This is a genomic window from Rossellomorea vietnamensis, assembly GCF_008180615.1.
GTDB lineage: Bacteria > Bacillota > Bacilli > Bacillales > Bacillaceae_B > Rossellomorea > Rossellomorea vietnamensis_D.
On record NZ_VTEH01000004.1, the window covers coordinates 171,218 to 188,119 of the forward strand.

At 40.2% G+C, this 16,902-nt stretch carries 16 protein-coding genes and 1 riboswitch; of the genes, 9 read left to right on the forward strand and 7 right to left on the reverse strand.

Annotation, left to right across the window (positions count from 1 at the left end):
• Positions 1 to 118 precede the first annotated feature (118 nt).
• From flaG to FZC79_RS07950, 5 genes are all read left to right on the forward strand, one after another.
• Entirely contained in the window at positions 119 to 478 is a 360-nt protein-coding gene (flaG, locus tag FZC79_RS07930) for a flagellar protein FlaG (protein ID WP_148946272.1), read from the forward strand.
• Between the two features lie 15 nt (positions 479 to 493).
• The gene (locus FZC79_RS07935; protein WP_148946273.1) at positions 494 to 2,050 is read left to right on the forward strand and encodes a flagellar hook-associated protein 2; all 1,557 of its coding nucleotides are present in this window, start codon (positions 494 to 496) and stop codon (positions 2,048 to 2,050) included.
• A 334-nt stretch (positions 2,051 to 2,384) separates the two neighbouring features.
• Complete coding sequence (gene fliS, locus FZC79_RS07940; RefSeq protein ID WP_148946274.1) at positions 2,385 to 2,789, forward strand: flagellar export chaperone FliS; 405 nt, start codon at positions 2,385 to 2,387, stop codon at positions 2,787 to 2,789.
• Positions 2,790 to 2,896: 107 nt separating this feature from the next.
• Entirely contained in the window at positions 2,897 to 3,136 is a 240-nt protein-coding gene (locus FZC79_RS07945; RefSeq protein ID WP_187442689.1) for a hypothetical protein, read from the forward strand.
• Between the two features lie 8 nt (positions 3,137 to 3,144).
• A complete protein-coding gene (locus tag FZC79_RS07950; protein ID WP_187442690.1) occupies positions 3,145 to 3,540 on the forward strand; it encodes a hypothetical protein in 396 nt (131 codons plus the stop codon).
• A gap of 171 nt (positions 3,541 to 3,711) precedes the next feature.
• On the opposite strand, the gene FZC79_RS07955 is transcribed toward FZC79_RS07950, so the two are convergent.
• Positions 3,712 to 3,945 (reverse strand): hypothetical protein, encoded by a 234-nt coding sequence (locus FZC79_RS07955; RefSeq protein WP_148946277.1) that lies wholly within the window; start codon positions 3,943 to 3,945, stop codon positions 3,712 to 3,714.
• Positions 3,946 to 4,112: 167 nt separating this feature from the next.
• A riboswitch (cyclic di-GMP riboswitch) is annotated at positions 4,113 to 4,198 on the reverse strand.
• A 237-nt stretch (positions 4,199 to 4,435) separates the two neighbouring features.
• A complete protein-coding gene (locus tag FZC79_RS07960; protein ID WP_187442691.1) occupies positions 4,436 to 6,991 on the reverse strand; it encodes an EAL domain-containing protein in 2,556 nt (851 codons plus the stop codon).
• Between the two features lie 465 nt (positions 6,992 to 7,456).
• Between FZC79_RS07960 and hpf the strand changes: the two genes are divergently transcribed.
• Together hpf and FZC79_RS07970 are read left to right on the forward strand one after the other, a co-directional pair.
• The gene (hpf, locus tag FZC79_RS07965; RefSeq protein ID WP_148946279.1) at positions 7,457 to 8,032 is read left to right on the forward strand and encodes a ribosome hibernation-promoting factor, HPF/YfiA family; all 576 of its coding nucleotides are present in this window, start codon (positions 7,457 to 7,459) and stop codon (positions 8,030 to 8,032) included.
• A 931-nt stretch (positions 8,033 to 8,963) separates the two neighbouring features.
• Complete coding sequence (locus tag FZC79_RS07970; RefSeq protein ID WP_148946280.1) at positions 8,964 to 9,797, forward strand: DUF1028 domain-containing protein; 834 nt, start codon at positions 8,964 to 8,966, stop codon at positions 9,795 to 9,797.
• Between the two features lie 130 nt (positions 9,798 to 9,927).
• Here the strand turns inward: FZC79_RS07970 and FZC79_RS07975 are convergent, their stop codons facing one another.
• The 5 genes from FZC79_RS07975 to FZC79_RS07990 form a co-directional block, all read right to left on the reverse strand.
• Complete coding sequence (locus FZC79_RS07975; RefSeq protein WP_148946281.1) at positions 9,928 to 10,491, reverse strand: hypothetical protein; 564 nt, start codon at positions 10,489 to 10,491, stop codon at positions 9,928 to 9,930.
• A 99-nt stretch (positions 10,492 to 10,590) separates the two neighbouring features.
• Positions 10,591 to 10,980: a M67 family metallopeptidase gene (locus FZC79_RS07980; protein WP_286365360.1), complete on the reverse strand. Its 390-nt coding sequence runs from the start codon at positions 10,978 to 10,980 to the stop codon at positions 10,591 to 10,593.
• Positions 10,981 to 10,987: 7 nt separating this feature from the next.
• A complete protein-coding gene (locus FZC79_RS23025) occupies positions 10,988 to 11,143 on the reverse strand; it encodes a hypothetical protein (RefSeq protein ID WP_187442692.1) in 156 nt (51 codons plus the stop codon).
• A 19-nt stretch (positions 11,144 to 11,162) separates the two neighbouring features.
• On the reverse strand, positions 11,163 to 12,485 hold the full coding sequence (locus FZC79_RS07985; RefSeq protein ID WP_148946283.1) for a hypothetical protein: 1,323 nt from the start codon (positions 12,483 to 12,485) through the stop codon (positions 11,163 to 11,165).
• 122 nt (positions 12,486 to 12,607) lie between these two features.
• Positions 12,608 to 13,771: a hypothetical protein gene (locus FZC79_RS07990; RefSeq protein WP_148946284.1), complete on the reverse strand. Its 1,164-nt coding sequence runs from the start codon at positions 13,769 to 13,771 to the stop codon at positions 12,608 to 12,610.
• Between the two features lie 162 nt (positions 13,772 to 13,933).
• Here FZC79_RS07990 and FZC79_RS07995 point away from each other — a divergent pair, with 162 nt between their 5' ends.
• Both FZC79_RS07995 and FZC79_RS08000 read left to right on the forward strand, forming a co-directional pair.
• Positions 13,934 to 15,127 (forward strand): hypothetical protein, encoded by a 1,194-nt coding sequence (locus FZC79_RS07995; RefSeq protein ID WP_148946285.1) that lies wholly within the window; start codon positions 13,934 to 13,936, stop codon positions 15,125 to 15,127.
• Positions 15,128 to 15,493: 366 nt separating this feature from the next.
• The gene (locus FZC79_RS08000; RefSeq protein ID WP_148946286.1) at positions 15,494 to 16,840 is read left to right on the forward strand and encodes a hypothetical protein; all 1,347 of its coding nucleotides are present in this window, start codon (positions 15,494 to 15,496) and stop codon (positions 16,838 to 16,840) included.
• Positions 16,841 to 16,902: the final 62 nt, after the last annotated feature.

The following is a 16,902-nucleotide window of genomic DNA, read 5'->3' on the forward strand; positions in this document are numbered from 1 at the left end:
TTCATATTTCTGGAGTCTCTTTGTTGTTCGCAAAATGCTGCACTAAACGCTCTCTATAACTAAACAATTCTGTTTCTCCAACCGATATAACCCATATAACCCTTAGGAGGATCAGAACATGATCGAAAAAGTGACAGGTGGTTCATCGGCTTTTCAATCAATATCTACTAGTCAAAGCAGTGAAACGAAAGAAATAGAAAAAATACATAAAGTGCAGGATGATCGGCGGGATTCTACTACACAAGAGCCTGTCACAAAAGAAAAAGTAGAAGAAGTCGTAACAGGAGTGAATGAATTCCTGAATGCCTCTGACACTTCAATTCAATTCCAATTTCATGAAAAATTAAAAGAATACTATGTAACAATTGTGGATAACAACTCAAAAGAAATCGTCCGGGAAATTCCGGCAAAGAAGATGCTGGATATGTATGCGGCGATGACTGAATTTATAGGATTAATGGTAGACAAGAAGATTTAGAAATGAGGTGGCACTATGAGTGACATGCGTATTGGCGGTTTGGCGACGGGAATGGATACGGACCAAATCGTGAAGGATTTGATGAAGGCGGAGAAATTGCCTTTGGATAAAATGGAACAGAAGAAGACCTATACAGAATGGCAGCGGGATGACTACCGTGAGATCAATAAAGAGCTGTTTGATTTCAGTAACTCGATTTTTGATGGAGTTATGAAGCAGAGTACATATACACAGAAAACGGTGAATGTATCCAATCCTAATGCTGTTTCTGTTAAAAATATCAGTTCTACTTCTGATTTCACCGGGAGCATTAAGGTTAACCGGCTGGCAACTGCTGCGACGATGTTTGGTTCTGGCCAAATCACAGACCCGGATGAACCTGAAAAGCCAGCCAGTCCTTCCGCGAAGCTTAGTGACTTATTTGAGATAACCGAAGACCAGTCAATTACAATAAAGGCTGTCAACAAGGAAGGAATCCTGGAAGGGAAAACATTAACCATTCCAAAAGATATGACACTACAGGGCATGATTAATAAAATCAACTCTGAAACGGGAGTATCTATGTTTTATGATCCTCACGAAAAGGTCATGTCGGTAACGGCTAAGAATACCGGTAGCAATGAGAACGGACCGGAGATTGAGTTTTCGGAAGGTTTCCTGACTACCCATTTGAAGTTAGATACTACTAATGTAATAGCAGCTGCAGCTGATGCGGATGGTAATGCAGAAACAGAGGGCAAAAGGGGTTCACTTGGAGAAAATGCATCTTTCATGTATAACGGCTTAACGACAGAAAGAGCCTCAAACACATTTCAGATTAACGGTTTCGAGCTTTCGCTTAAAGAGGCAGATAGTGATAAAGCAATCACCTTCAGTTCGGCACCAGACACCGACAAAATTTTAGAAAAAATCGTCAAATTCGTCGATGACTACAACAAACTCATCGAAAAAGTAAACGGAGAACTAGGAGAAAAGAAGTTCCGTGACTTCCAACCGTTAACGGCTGAACAAAAGGAAGCGATGGAAGAAAAGGAAATCGAGTTATGGGAAGAGAAGGCCCGCAGCGGCACCCTTCGTAATGACTCTGTGCTTTCTTCTGCTATGAACAAAATGCGGACAGATTTGTATACCCCGATTTCAGGAGGAACATCAGAGACGAATCAACTAGCCCAAATCGGTATTAAAACATCAAGCAATTACCTTGATCGTGGTAAATTGATCATCGATGAAAACAAGCTGAAAGAAGCTATTTCCAAAGATCCAAATGCGATTTATGAGCTTTTTTCCAAGAACGGAGAAACAGACGGCGAAAAAGGTATTGCTCGCCGCTTAAGAGACACGATTAGTTCAACAATGGACAGCATTGAGCAGAAAGCAGGAAAGCTGACCAGCACAAACTCAACTTTTACATTGGGAAGAAATCTCGACAGTATTGATAAGCAGATGACTCGTTTCCAAGATCGTCTTGGACAAATCGAAGACCGCTACTGGCGCCAATTCACAGCCATGGAAAAAGCGATTCAGCAGGCGAATTCTCAATCATCGTACTTGATGCAGCAATTCAGTATGTAAAGGAATGTGTGATTACTTAAGACTTTCTCATTTATACAACATTCAAGGCACTCAATTGCAGTGCAGTGGAATCTCTATAATAAAGATGTAAGTATAAGGTTCTTTTCATATAGATTTTTGTTGTTTTTATAACATTATAGACATGTGTTGATTGTAGCGGAAGGCGTACGACCATCTGTGGGAATAGCAGGCAGGTGAGACCCCGCAGGCGAAGCCGAGGAGGCTCACCGTTCGCCCCACGGAGTCGTGCGACTAGAGCGGAAATCAACTACTCGTTAATAGATTACAAGATTTAAGGAAGTAGCCAAGTAAAACCAACCAAAGGAGTGTCATTATGGCAATCAACAATCCTTATAAAGCCTATCAAAATAACTCGGTTACAACAGCATCTCCAGGTGAATTGACCCTGATGCTTTATAACGGAAGTTTAAAGTTCATTCATATAGCAAAAAAAGCCATCCAAGAAAAAAATGTAGAAGTAAAAAACACCAATATTCAAAAGGCACAGGCTATCGTTCAGGAGTTAATGGTTACGTTGAATATGGATATTCCGATGTCCAAGAATATCCTTCCTCTTTATGACTACATCAACCGCCGCCTCATGGAAGCCAATATCAAGAGTGACGTCGCTATTCTTGATGAAGCGGAAGGGATGCTGACAGAACTGCGTGATACATGGAAGCAGGTCATTCAAATCAACCGCCAGCAGCAGCACGGCGGCCAGCGTGACCAGGCGTAATGAGTAACGTTCAACAGTGCTACAACATCACAGAGAAGCTGGTAAAGCTGGTAAAAAGCCCATATGAAACGCAGCGTGATGAGGTTATAGCTGAGGTGGAATCTTTATTGGAGCAACGACAGGCAGTCATGACCGGCATGAAAGGGCCTTACTCCGAAGAAGAGAAGGAGCTTGGGAAACAAATACTTGCTTGGAATTCAGAAATCGAAAGAGGCCTTGCGAATCTGCGTAACGACATCAAGCGGAACATGAACGGTGTGGCCAAGAAGAAAACATCAGCCAAGAAGTATACGAACCCATATGAATCCATGCAGTTTGATGGCATGTTTTACGATAAAAAGAAATGAGTGATTTTTTGACTAACAAGGTGATACTAGACGAAACACAGCATACGTTCGTTGGGGAGTACAGTGAGATGCTTTCCACCATCGAAGAAGCCTTTCATTATGTAATCGCCAGCTTCGAGGACTACGAAAAAACAGAAGGTGACACCGTCCTGACAGACATCTTCCAAGCTTTTGCTCAAATCGCTGAGAGCAACACTCTTCTAAAGAGTCTGTTCACAGACCAGCCTTCAGTCACCGCGGCAATCGATCAATATGAAGAAGTAACAAATCAAGCAATGAAGCTTGATGGCAGTTTCGCTGATCAGAATTTAAAAGGAACGGTTATTAAAGAAAACCTATATCCAGCTTTTGCTGCTTGGCACGGAGAAGTAAGCAGAGAGCTCGATCCATATACGAACAGTTAAAGACGAAGAAGCCGGCATCTATTGGATGTCGGCTTCTTTCTAAGCAAATTCAGGCAGTTAGTCACACGAAAGGCACTAAAAGAGAGACAACAACACACTGCAAGACAGATGATCTCTGCAGCAGTTCGATATCCATGTCGAAAACTTCTTCTCAGGGATTGCTGAACACAATCAATTAGGGACACATAAAGAGAGGCTAACCTTATTGTAAGCTTTAATTAGATTGTTCAGGCACTCTTCACGAAAGGAGTCACTGCAGATGAAGTTATGGGCAATATCCTCTTTTACCGTGGCATAGGTCACTTCTAATTTCTGACCAATAGATAAATGACTTAACTCCTGATGGGCTAGATAATCGTTTAACTCTCTTTCAAAATATTCAACAGAACCAAATAAAACCGTCATGGTATAACCACTTTCCTTTCTATATTGATTTCCAACAATATCAATTATTCAGCTTGCCGGATTTCCTCCTTTTACAGGCAATAAAAAAATCCACCAAAAAGAAGGTGGATAAATAGAAAGGAAATGGACATGTAAGCAATCCATAACATTTATTTATCACAAAACTTTTTGGCAGCCCGGCTGTCATGGTTTCTGTCACTTTAGACCCGTGGCTTTGCGTCCTTACCTTTCGATAAGTTTGCCTTTTTCAATTTTGTCAATAGACTATTTAAACTAATTCAATAATATAATATTAGGAATTTTTATTCAATAAAATTCGATAAATATCTAAAAAAATTGCCATAATATGAGCTTTTTAGATCAGTATTTTACTGATATCATTATTTATAAAAGCATTCCTCCACAAAAAGGAGGTGCTTTATATCTATTGAATAAGCATTATTTAAAATGTTCATTCAATAGATAGGTGCAAGGCAGTGCCTATTGTTACTCAATGCTTCCCGTCCTTCAAAAAAGAAAACAAATCTTTCTCTATCAATTCAGTATTCAGGGGAGTACCGTCTCTCTTGAACGCCATCGAGAGTGAAGTTAGGGTTTCACTCAGGGATTCCCTGTCGATTTCAGACACCTGGAATTCCACTCCATACCGGCAAAATTCATCGTCGAATTCTTCTTTCCAGACAATTTTTCCGGTGAGGACTACTTCTTCTCCAAGTATTTTCATTGAGAAGTGAAGGAGGATATCCTTGTTTTCCGGAAATTGAATATGAGAGATGAACGCCAATCCTCCCGGACCTATGTCGGTGATAGGGACTCGAGTTTTACCAGTCGTGACGGTCTTTTTATTCATACTGGAGATCGTCACATAGCCTTGCAGCGGAACCGGCGGCTGAAATCGGAAGTGGCCGCAAGGAGTTTGTTTAAGGTTTTTGGTAGAGGTTGAGATTGGCTTGATGGTACTGCCCTTAAGCATGGACTCGAATTCAGTTTCTGACACTGGCTTGCTATAGATGTATCCCTGTATCAAATGACAATGAATTTCATGAAGGAATTTCAGTTGTTTTTCCGTTTCGATTCCCTCGATTGTGGCTGACATATTTAAGTCAGCGGACAGGTTTGCCAGGTTCTTAATGATGGCCCTGCTTTTCGGATCATGAGCCAGGCTCTTCGTGTATGAGCGGTCAATTTTAATCCCGTCGACGGTCAGGTCCTTCAGATAAGCGAATGACGTGTATCCTGTTCCAAAATCATCTATGAGGATTTTCATTCCGCTTTCTCTCAATTCTTCTATGGTCTGCTTCACGATCTGAGCTTGTTGAAGAAAGACGGCTTCTGTTATTTCCAGCCTAATCAGTCTTGGCGGTATCTGATACTTTTCCAAAACGGAGAGGAGGCTGGTTTTTAAATCTTTGACAAGAAAGTGCTGCGGAGAAAGATTGATTGAAATCGGTACAAGGGGAATCCCTCGCTTTCTCCATTCCTCCAGAGTTTGACAGGCTTTTTCAAGAACCCATTCGCCGACTGGTATGATAAAGCCATTTTCTTCTGCATATGGGATAAATTCATTAGGTGAAACGATTCCCCACTCGGAATGTTCCCAGCGCAGAAGTGCTTCTGCTCCAACTATCTGATTCTGGCGGGAATCGACTTGTGGCTGAAAGAAGAGCTGCAGTTCCTCCCTCATCAAGGCAAGTCTAAAGTCTTTTTCCAAGACGAAACGTTTGTAAGCATCAATACTGTTTTCCGGAGAAAAGATATGGAAAGAGTTCCTGCCGTTTTCTTTTGCCCTGTTCATTGCTGCGATACTATTTTGAAAAAGCTCGGTGATTCCGTTTGAATCGGAGGGATAGAGGCTGACTCCAACCGATATGGTCAGAAGCAGTTCAAATTCCTTGATTTCATAAGGATCCTTGAGGCAGTCGATGATCTCTTTGCACAAGCTGGATACATTGGTCAAAGTGCCAAATTCCTTTAACAATAGCACAAAGTCATCATTTGAAAATCGGGAGACGAAAATTCCCCTTTCCTGAAATCTTTTCAGTCTGCGTGCAGCCTCTTCCAGAATTTCATCTCCTATGACTGGACCCAGTGTTTCGTTCATATATTTGAAACGGTTAAGATCAACGTAGATCATGGCGAATTCCGCATTCTGTTTGATGAGAGAGGTCATTTCCGTTTCAAGAGTCTTCCGGTTAGGCAAAGCGGTCAGGGAATCATGGTGAAGAAGATGCTCTACCCGGTCTCCCAGTTCTTTATCTTTGGTGATATCGGTGATAATGCCGTGATACCGGATAATCCTATCATTATCATCTTTGATGGGGATGATTTTATCATTCAGCCATTTTATTTTTCCAGAAGGGGTGATAATGCGGTATCGATGGCAGATTGTTTCACCATATTTCAAAGGGTTTCGGTCTTCATCAAACTTTTTCAGGTCATCTAGGTAAACTAATTCTCTCCATTTGGTTTTTCTTTTTATAAATTCCTCTGCTTCCATTTCGGCAATGAAGTTAATTCCCTGGGTACAGAAGGTTACGGATTTTGTAAGATTATCGTAGGACCAGATCGCTGCCTCCAGAGCTTGGGAAACCTGTTCCATTTCTTCATCTTTCGTCTCGAGTGCGGACTGAAGGGCGATTTTATCTGATACTTCATGGATAATCGCATAAACCCCTGCTGTTTCTGTGTTCTCCTTAATAGGGATATAGGTAATATCCAAGTTTAAAAGATGTCCATCTTTATGGTAAGCCTGGGAAGAAAAGTTCTCTATATTACCATTCAAGGCAGCTTGAAAGTGGCTCCTTACCCGGCCTTTCAATTCATCCGGAGTAAAATCGGTAAGAGATGGATTCTGATCAGGAAAATGATGTCCGGTTAGGCAGGTAGTGGCTTTATTTATATTTAATAAATTCCCATTGCAATCAAAATGTAAAATGATATCGGGTGAATGCTCAAAAAGAAGCTTGAAATATACCAGCTCTGTTATTTTAGAATTCTTATGTACGGACTGGTTATTATTTTTAATGGAAATCTGCGAAGATGACAAGATACCACTCCTTTGGTAAAACATGCTGTCTTTTTAGTATAAAAGTACCACTTTAGTACAGCAATAGAAAATTAGACAAAATAGTCTAAAAATCTTGGTAATTCTTTCTTTTTTTGACGAAAAACGTCGCTTGGTGACTGTCACGCCCCGGAATTTGTCGAATGGGAGTGAGGAGGCAGAATTTGGGTTGGAGAAATGTCTACTTCGGGGGCGTGACAGTCACCACCCGAAATATGTCGAATGAAGAAATTGTGAATTAATTCACAAATAATTCATTAATAATATGCTTACAAAAAGCATAATCATGAGAAAATAATAATAGAAATATATTTCTCGAAACCCAGTCCTGACAGTCTTCTACACGATTTTCGAAAAGTTGTCAAAATTTTTAGAAAGATTAAGAAGGAATATTGAAGGGAATAGAGAAATATATAAACATAGCTTTATCTAAAAGGAGGAGTTTACATGTTGAACTACAACATTCGAGGCGAGAACATTGAGGTAACTCCAGCGATTCGCGAACATCTGGAGAATAAGATTGATAAGATGAATCGTTACTTCAATGAAACTCCTGATGCTGACGTAAATGTTAACTTGAAGGTTTATCCTGATAAGAAGACAAAGGTCGAAGTGACAATCCCGATGCCGCACTTAGTACTGCGGGCTGAGGAACGCCACGATGATATGTACGCAGCAATTGACCTGATCGTAGATAAATTGGAGCGTCAAATCCGAAAACACAAAACTAAAGTAAACCGCAAAATGCGTGAAAAAGGAAGCCCGAAAGAATTCTTCGCCGCTCAAGAAGGTTTGACTACAGAACAGCTCAATGAAAAAGCTCAGGAAGATGAATCCGATGTTCCTAACGAAGTCGTAAGAACAAAGCAATTTAACCTGAAGCCGATGGACAGCGAAGAAGCGATTCTTCAAATGGACCTTCTCGGCCACAGTTTCTTCATCTTCACAGATGCTGAAACAAATGCGACCAACATTGTTTACAAACGAAGAGACGGTAAATACGGTTTGATTGAAACAACTTAATGGTGAAATGAGCTCCCTGCAGGTTTACTGCAGGGTGTTTTTTTTTATAGCCCTGAAAACCTCTGGATATGCTGGGACTTCCAGAGAGCTTATAAGCTGGTTTCCGTATCACTTCCTTCCTTTTTTTGGCAGGAGTATAGTCTGTAAAGGACATGGATGAACTTATTTAAAGTCTCTTTTCCTAAACTTTGTTGCTATTTGATACTAATTCCGAAGAAATATCAATACCAATAAAGAAAAGTACGGTGATATCGAAAAGTAAAGAGCTGCTCTTCCCCGATAAGAGATAAAACTCTTAGTATCCGGGGGAAAATCCGACTCCAGGGGTTTTTCCGAAAGCATCAATATATGCGAAAACAGCCTATTTAAAATAAGCGGAAATTTTCCGGTTAAGCTTCGGAATAGAGCTCGATATGAGGTGAATAAACGGAATTTTTCCGCTTAAGTACACCGAAATGAACCAAATTCACATTTTTCAAGCAAATAAGCGGAATTAATCCGTTTAATTTATCTATTTTTTGTTCTTTTTAAGAAATAAGCGGAAATTCTCCCCTTATTTCTTAAAATTTTCAGTGGAATTAAATTGCTGGGGAAAACCATTCAGTGGGCCTCTTAAACAGAGCCGCGTAAGAGAGACTTTCAGCCGCAGAGCAAATCTTCAATTCACATAGGTAGTTTTAAAAAGAATCGACTGAATTACCTGATTGTCGAAGTTTGCACTGCGCAATTTACAGGTTCATAGAGAGAAAGTATTGTGCAGAGTAAGAAGGTTGCTTTTCAATGAAAAGGTTGACTCAATTACAGTCTCGGTTGATTGGAGTCGTACACCTGAAGCGGAAATCTACCGATACCTACTGTATTAAGAAAAAAGGATTTATCCTTCGTGTGTCGAAATTAGTCTAATAGAATATTTATCAGGGAGGAAACGAGCATGACATTCAGTATCGTCGGGTTTGATCCAAAAGAGAAAGAGTGGGGGATCGCTGTTCAATCGAAGTTCATTGGGGTTGGGGCAGTGGTGCCGTTCGCCCGGGCAGGTGCGGGAGCGGTTGCGACACAATCTTATGCAAATACAGCTTACGGTCCACAGGCTTTGCAGCTCATGGAAGAAGGGAAAACAGCAGAAGAAGCGTTGGAACTTATTATGAAGGATGATCCGGAAAGGCATTTGCGTCAGGTTGGGTTGATCGATGCTCAGGGCAATGCGGCCACTTTCACAGGAGAAGGCTGCTATGATTGGGCAGGCGGCATGACGGGGGAACATTTTGCCGCTCAGGGAAATATCCTTGTTGACCAGCGGACAGTTGAAGCGATGGGTGAAACTTTTACTGAAGCGGAGGGCACCTTGGCTGAACGCTTGCTGAAAGCGCTGGATGCTGGCCAGGAAGCTGGAGGTGACTCACGCGGTAAGCAGTCGGCGGCCATCTATGTCGTCAAGGAAGCAGGCGGATACGGCGGATTTAATGACCGCTTGATTGATTTAAGGGTAGATGATCATCCTGATCCGATTAAGGAGTTAATCAGGATTTTCAACCTTCATCAGCTTTATTTTGCAGCGTCTAAGCAGGGAAGGATTGTTCCGGTGGAAGGCTCTGTGCAAGAAGAGCTGAAGGCCGAATTGGAGCGCCATGGCTATATGAAAGCCGACAAGACTGTGAGTCAGGCCCTGCGGGATTATCTTCATACCGAGAACTTTGAGATGAGGGAGCATGAGGGAAGTATTGACCTCGATGTTCTGGAGTTTATGAAGAAGCAGGGGAGATAAAGGGGGAAGGCTGTCGTTTAGATAGCCTCTTTTGCTGTTTGAGAACGATAGTTGAGATGTCTAGCTTGTCCCATTTTAGCTTATACTCACCTAAGAAAAGGCTAAAGGGGCAGGAACATAGATAGAAGGATTACCCCATTAATTGTTGCTTTAACTGTGCTATCTCTTCTGTTAATTCTTCAAGGTGCGTTTCTAGCTCATGGATTGTCTGTTCGCTTTTCTCAACCTGCTCACCATACAAGTGCAACTGCTCAATTAATTTCATTACATCATGTGACTCTGTTTTACTTGTTTGCTTTTCTTTCGAGCGGTTAACCGCCTCACCTTTAGGTGTATAAGAAAATTCATCACTTAGGGACTCGATCTCTTTAAAAAGAGTTGAATTTATTTCCTCGTACGCTTCTGCTTCGATCGTATAGAGTTTTAGTCTTTCTTCAAGATATGCATTGGATTTGGTTGCTTCTTCCAGTTCTGCTTCTTTTTGAGCAAGTACTTTTTTATAGTCAGCCAGTTCTGCCGCCTGTTGAGCAATCGTCTTCTCCTTTTTATTTATTTGATATTTCAGCCTTTGGGTTAAATGATGTGAATGATCTTGTTGCGAAAGGTTAATTTTCACTATTTCAACTGCAAATTTTAACTGTTTTAATTTCTGTTGAAGCTTTTCTCTTTTTTGCTTGTAATCGTCAGTTTGCATAAGCCTAACCTCCATTTGAATGGAACCCTTTATACATAAATATGAAAAAAATAAAAACAAGTGCACTGATTGATGCACTTGTTCAGACTTAATGAATAATTAAAATGCTCTTACAGAAATGGGAAGGGCTCTCCTGCCTTTAATGGAGTAGCATCTGACGGCAGGTTCCTTTCCTTTTAGGGACAGGATAAAATAAGCTGCTTCTGGATACGAAGCGTATTTTATGTCCGTTTTTGAAGGGAAAGGCGCTGCCGAAGGATGTGAATGGTAGATGCCATTAAATTCTTCCCCTTTCTGTTTCATCTTTTTGAAAGTTCTCTTCATTTCCTCGATATCTATAGCAAATTCTGTTTTGCTTTTTTTCATATTTTTCATTTTCCAAAGTGTTAGTACCTTACCGTTCTTTCCGGATAGAAGACCGCAAGCTTCAAAAGGAAATTCCCTTTGACAGTGTTTTATCATGCCGGATATAACCGTTTGTTTTATCAAGATAATATTATCTAGCTTTTTTGCCGCAGCAGCCGCCTTTTCTGGGGGAACTGGTTGCAGGTCTAACTCTTGAGGATGGACTGGATGATTTCACAGTCCGTTTTTTTGCAGCTGCTTTGGTTTTATTGATTCCGTAAGCCTTGCTGATTTGATCAGGTGTCATGGATTTTTCACTCCTAATATTATTTATAAGGGTTTTGAGAGTATTTTAGGGGGTTAAAAACGGTCGCCCCTTTTACATTTTGAAAAGGATAGGCATCCTTCGCAGATGTTGTCTTTTTTTGATTTAAGTTGGGGGAAGGTCTTTGGTTTCTTATGTTACTATTTTGTTCACGGGTTTTCCCCAGCATCTTTTGAAAATGTTCGTTAGGGTTTCGTTCCATTTGCTGTTCATTTTTCATTTGATTTTGACGCTTCTTCTTTTGCTGAGAATTTTGTTTGTTCAAGCGGGTGATCTGGCTTTTGTAGTTTTCTTCCTTAGATTCGAGCATCTGGATTATACGATTTAATTCTGTTTTATGAGATTGCAAATTTTGGTTATCCGCTTTGACTTTTTTTAATTCTGCTTCAATTGATGAGAGCTTAGAGGTAAGATCCTCTTCTCTCCTGATGAATCCTTCCAGGTTTTCTAAAATCTTTTTTATATCCTTACTAGTGCCTTGTTCAATCTGCTCGCGGTTCTGAAGGTAGGTGTGCACCTTTTGAAGTAAAGCTTCATATTGATTAATTCCTTCGGATAAATCCTTGTTTCGGTTCTTCAATGATTCAATCGTATCTAAATACTCCTCTTCTTTTGAATCATTCCATAGGTTCCATCCCATTTGGAACCACCTCCTTTTTTTCGGGTGGTTATTTTTTTTAGATGTATTTATGGAAGGGCTGATATCCTCGGTTAATAGAAGATTTTGCTCTTCTTCATGAGGCTTTAGTATAGAACTGCTTTCATATAGAGAAATTTTAATGGCCTTCTGTTCTTTAATAAATTCCTCTTGAAAATTAAGAGAGTCATCCTTGTGCTTCTCTATGCCATTCAGGAACTCGGATAGCTTAGCTATTTCATGGTTGAACTTCAATTTATTGAAATTCAGGGACTTATATTGCTTTATTTTTTTCTGAAGAAGTGAATTGATAGTATAGAGATTTTGATTTTTTTTATTGTTTTGAATCTGGTTTATAAAGTGGTTTTTTTGAAGAATACTGTGTTTTGTACTTAACTCCAGCTTTTCCTGTTGAACTTTTTTTAGTTCGACTTGAACACGAGGATAATCAGAAGCATTTGTTTTCAGTATCGCTAAAAATTGTAATGAAGGTTGCAGCTGTTGTTTCATACTGTCGATTTTGAAATGAAAAACCAGATCATTTTTTAACCGGCCATATTGGTCTTGAAGGTTTTTCAACCTGATATGTTCTGTTTGAGCTAAATGTTTGTAAGTGGAGATTTTGGTTTCAATGGTTTGAACCTGAAGAAGTTGCTCCTCATTCAATTGAAAATCCGCCTGTGTCATGATTAACCCACCTTTATCATGGCTTTATTCATAATATGTGGGTTTTTTATCAAAGTGATAGGTTTTATAAGGCAATAAAAAGAAGGGTTGCCCCTTCTTTTTATTGAGCATGGAGATGGTTATTAACCGTTGTTAATTTCATCGAAAGTTACGCAGTTTGTGACAGTAAGTTCATCTTCTTCTACCATAACAGGTCCAATTGCATAAACTCCTGAGGTGGAAGTTACTGTAAATGTGTACTCGTTTGCAGCTGCATCTAACAATAATGTGAAGGTTGCATTTGGATCATCAGCACCCACAGTAGGCATGAATGTTCCTTCACCAGACACTGTCAAGGTAGTAGGTGTACAAACAAAAGTTTCAGGTTCGAATTCATTAGGGTCTGCAACAAACATAAAGCTTCTATTAAGCGTAGGATCAACAAGTACCCTTTGATCTAAGAAGTTAAACACAAGGGAACTGTAGTCTAGGTTACAGTTATCACATATAGTCGCATTAATGGTAGCAGTGTTAAGTGGGTTAGTTGTTGGTGTACCACCCACCGTTATTGCAACGTTAGTATCCATAGCAGATACATCACCTTGACACTCACAGTTAGGCTCTGGGAATACCGTAGGACACTGCTGCGGGTATTCAAACGGCGGACAGAAGCCATTAGTAGGAATCTCGATATCGTTTGCACGCGGGAAGCAGAATTTCCCTTCGATTTCCAACTTTACTTCCGCTTCAATTTGAACATCGAAGCAAATATCCAGCGTGACTTGCAGACCTAAATCAGGATTAGCAAATTCATTATAGTTAACATCACAGCCTAACGAAATAACACGACACATTGCGTTATCGTTTGTTAACTCTTCAGGGATACAAACTACAAGTTGGCGGGAAGTAGATATAGTAGGTCTAAATGAACAGATAGTAGCCCCTGTATCATCCATTACTGTAATCAACGGTCTTACAGTAATGATCACTTTTATTATGCCTAAACCCTCTGCCAGGTCATCATTTCTTACAATATTAGCGGAAACTACGCAAGAAACATTTCCAGTTGGATCGGGAGTGTGATCCAGCGGGAAAAATCCGCCTACTGTCGGTGCTTCACACTCAACAGTTAATGGTGTACGGCCTTCTGCGACGGCTGCTGCAATGGCCACTGCACATTCAGGTGGAACTGTAACATTAGTATCCGGGCTTAGAGCATCGAATACCCAGTCATAAACTTTCGGTACCCGGATACATTCCAGCTGGACATTATTGGGGTTCAATTGTGAACCTCTGATTTGCTTCATTCAAATCATCCTTTCGAGAGTTGTTGTTTCATTAGTATCCTATGTGACGGACATAGGACTGGTAATAGATAAATAGCCTTTTTTTGTAAATAGGTTTGTGTTCATATTCATCCTCTAAATGAATATATTTACTATGAAGCCAAAAACCTACAGAGGTGAAGTATGTATTGGTCAATTTTTTTTGAAGGAGAAAAGCTAGGGGAGCTGTCTTATGAATCTCTTGCAGCATTCGGCCTGTTCTGTGAACGGCATGGACTTAATAGGGATGTGGTTAATTCAGAAAGAAAGCTGGAAGTTTATCATAAGAAGCACAGGGATCATCTGATTCTAGAAAACATAATAAAAAATGACCTTAATAAAGAAGTCTATGAAAAGTTAACAACAATTTTAAAGAGCAGCGGCATTGATCTACAGGCAGATGCAGAGTCACCAACCAAGATTAGCATCAGGGCTTTTGAAAGAACGGGTGTAACTGATGATTCCGTGAAGGTGTCATTTCCGATGGGTTCTAATGAAAGATTGAAAAACCTTCTTCTCCAAGAGTTCAACAAATCGAAAATCAACTACGAAATGAAGGAGTACACTTCAAAAGAAGGTACTGGGGAGAAAATTATTGTGGCTTGGGAATTACCAGCAGGCACAAAAAACAGTCAAGCGAAGGAGAAACTAATTACTGCGTTATCGAGAATAATGATCCGTTTCCATAAACAAAGTGATCAAAACCAGCTTTTTTCTTTCATGCCCAGTGAAATGATCAAAAACTGGCTAAGTTCTGTGACAAATCCATCTCAAAAGACTAATGTGAATGAGGTAGCGGACTCCCAAAAAATACAGCCGCAGAAACAAAAGGAACCTGCCAAGGAGAAAGTGACGAGTTTAGTAATAAATAAAGCTGATGTTTTTATGGCATACAATGTGATTCCGCCAAAAGCTCATAAGGAAGATAAGGAATATTTAATATTTGCTGAAATGATTGTAAAAAATACGGGAACAACACCTTTGGGAAAACCGGTTTTATGCTTAAAGGTAAGTCCGGCTAATTATATGCAGATACAAGGCCAGGCAATACCGGAAAAAATGATTGACGTTCTAGCTACTCATAGCAGCAGCGGGGGAGAAAAAGGATGGAAGTATGTGTATTCGGATTGGCAAAGGAGAATTAAAGAAAAGGGGGAGTATTGGATTACTCCCATTCAGGAGGTTAAGATTCCCCCCAATGAGTCCTTGACCTATTCATTTAAAATGTTTTTTACAGAACCGATAGAGAAAACTGAAATCAATGTGAGCGGTTTTGCTTATTTTAATGAAGGAAAAGATCAATTTGCAGGAAACAACCAGATAAGCTTCTCTTTCTAATTAGTAGCCTGGAAGAAGAAAGTCACTAATATTAGTATGGGCCCAATAGATAAATTAAGAGGACAATTAATGTCTCAGCTGGATAACTGGCTGAGATTTTTTTTGAAAGAGCAGAAGTGAGCCGAGAGATTAACTTCCTTTTTACCCCTCTTGAGAGGCTCACTGCCCGGTCCTGTTCAGTTTTTTATAAAAGATTAATTGGCCATTTAACAGCCTCTTCTCAATGTTAAGGAGTATCAAGTTTTACCGAAAGAAGTGTAGGATAGGAACTTCCGATTGTGACATATCTTCTATCTAGGCACCAATCCCTCCATGGTACATATAGATAATGTAAAAGCCGGCCGGGTGCCGTAGGAGGTTGCAGATTTGAAACGTAGAACACCTGAATTGGATACATTAGTCAGCCAGGATGTTTTTCAGCTTCAGCAGATGATCATTCATTATAAAGCGGAGCTTGTTAAACATAAAAATATATTGGAAGATTTTCAGAGTGAATATGACTATTCGAAGATTGAAGAGCTTAAAAAGATAAATCAGGAACTTATGGGGCAGAAAGAGGAACTGACGAATGAGTTAAACAGCGTTAGAGAGTCGGAGAAAAGGGCTGCTCGATCCGAAAATGAATTCAAAGAAAAGCATCAAGAGCATGTGAAGGTGATTCAAAAGCTGAGAGAAGAGTTGGATGATTTTCAAAGCGAGCATGAGGGCCTCTTGTTGGAATTAGAGTCTGTTAAGGAAGAAGCAGCACGCTCTGCTGCGCATGAGGAGGACCTGCAACAGAAGAACAAAGAACTGCTGGCGAAATTGGATGAAATGCAGGCAGAGACAGAAGAGCTTATCTCAAAGCAAACTTCAGAGAGGAAAGCGGTGCTCTTTGAAAATGAAGCTTTGAAGCGTGACCTTAAAGAGGTGGAAGACGAAAGAAATGTTTTGAAGGTCAAGCTGACTAAACAGGCGGAGGACCTGGAAAAAGCCAATAAAGCCCACAAACAGGTGGCAGATGCGGCCGGGAAAGAGCGCGAACATTATAAAGCATTGGCTGAGATATTAGAGAAGAAGCTTCATGGGCTTAATGAAACTGTTCAAGAGAAAAGAGCGGAAGCTGAGGAGTACCTTAAAGATGCGGAAGAGCTGCGGGTTAAATTCCAAAGGGTACAAGAGAATTCTGCTAAGACTATAAAGAATCTTAAGGAAGAAAAGGCAGAATTGATCAAGCAAATTCAGAAAGGCGAAGAATCTTTAGAACTTCTTAAGAAAGATGTTGAGCACGGTGCAGCTCTCGAAGAACAGATAGAAAAGTTTCAAGAAGAAAATGCTGCTTTGTCAGGTCAAGTGAAGGAGCAGGAAGAAAACATACGAACCTTAATGGAGAAGCAGTCAGAAAACAATGAACTTACAGTAAAAATAGTGGCTTTAAATGACGAGAACAGTCTTCTTCAAAAAGAAAATGAAGCATTAAGAAGTCAGTTAGATACACAGGCGGAGGAAATGCATGATTTGCGAGAAGAGATAAAGAAGGATGAGGGAGAGGGGCTGTCTGATGAGTTGTCTCAAATGGAAAACAGTATTTTTCAACTCATGATCAATACGTTGCATTCAGCAGGCGATCCAGCTCAAACCTCCTCGCTTATTCATGAACTGGAAGGGAAAATTGATCAGCTAACAAAAGAAATCGGAGTCCTTGAAGATACGAATCGCCGGGAAGAAGAGTAATTGCAAAGCCGCCTAAAGACAATTTTAGGCGGCGGTTTTCTGTTGGAAGAATTTTTCACCTA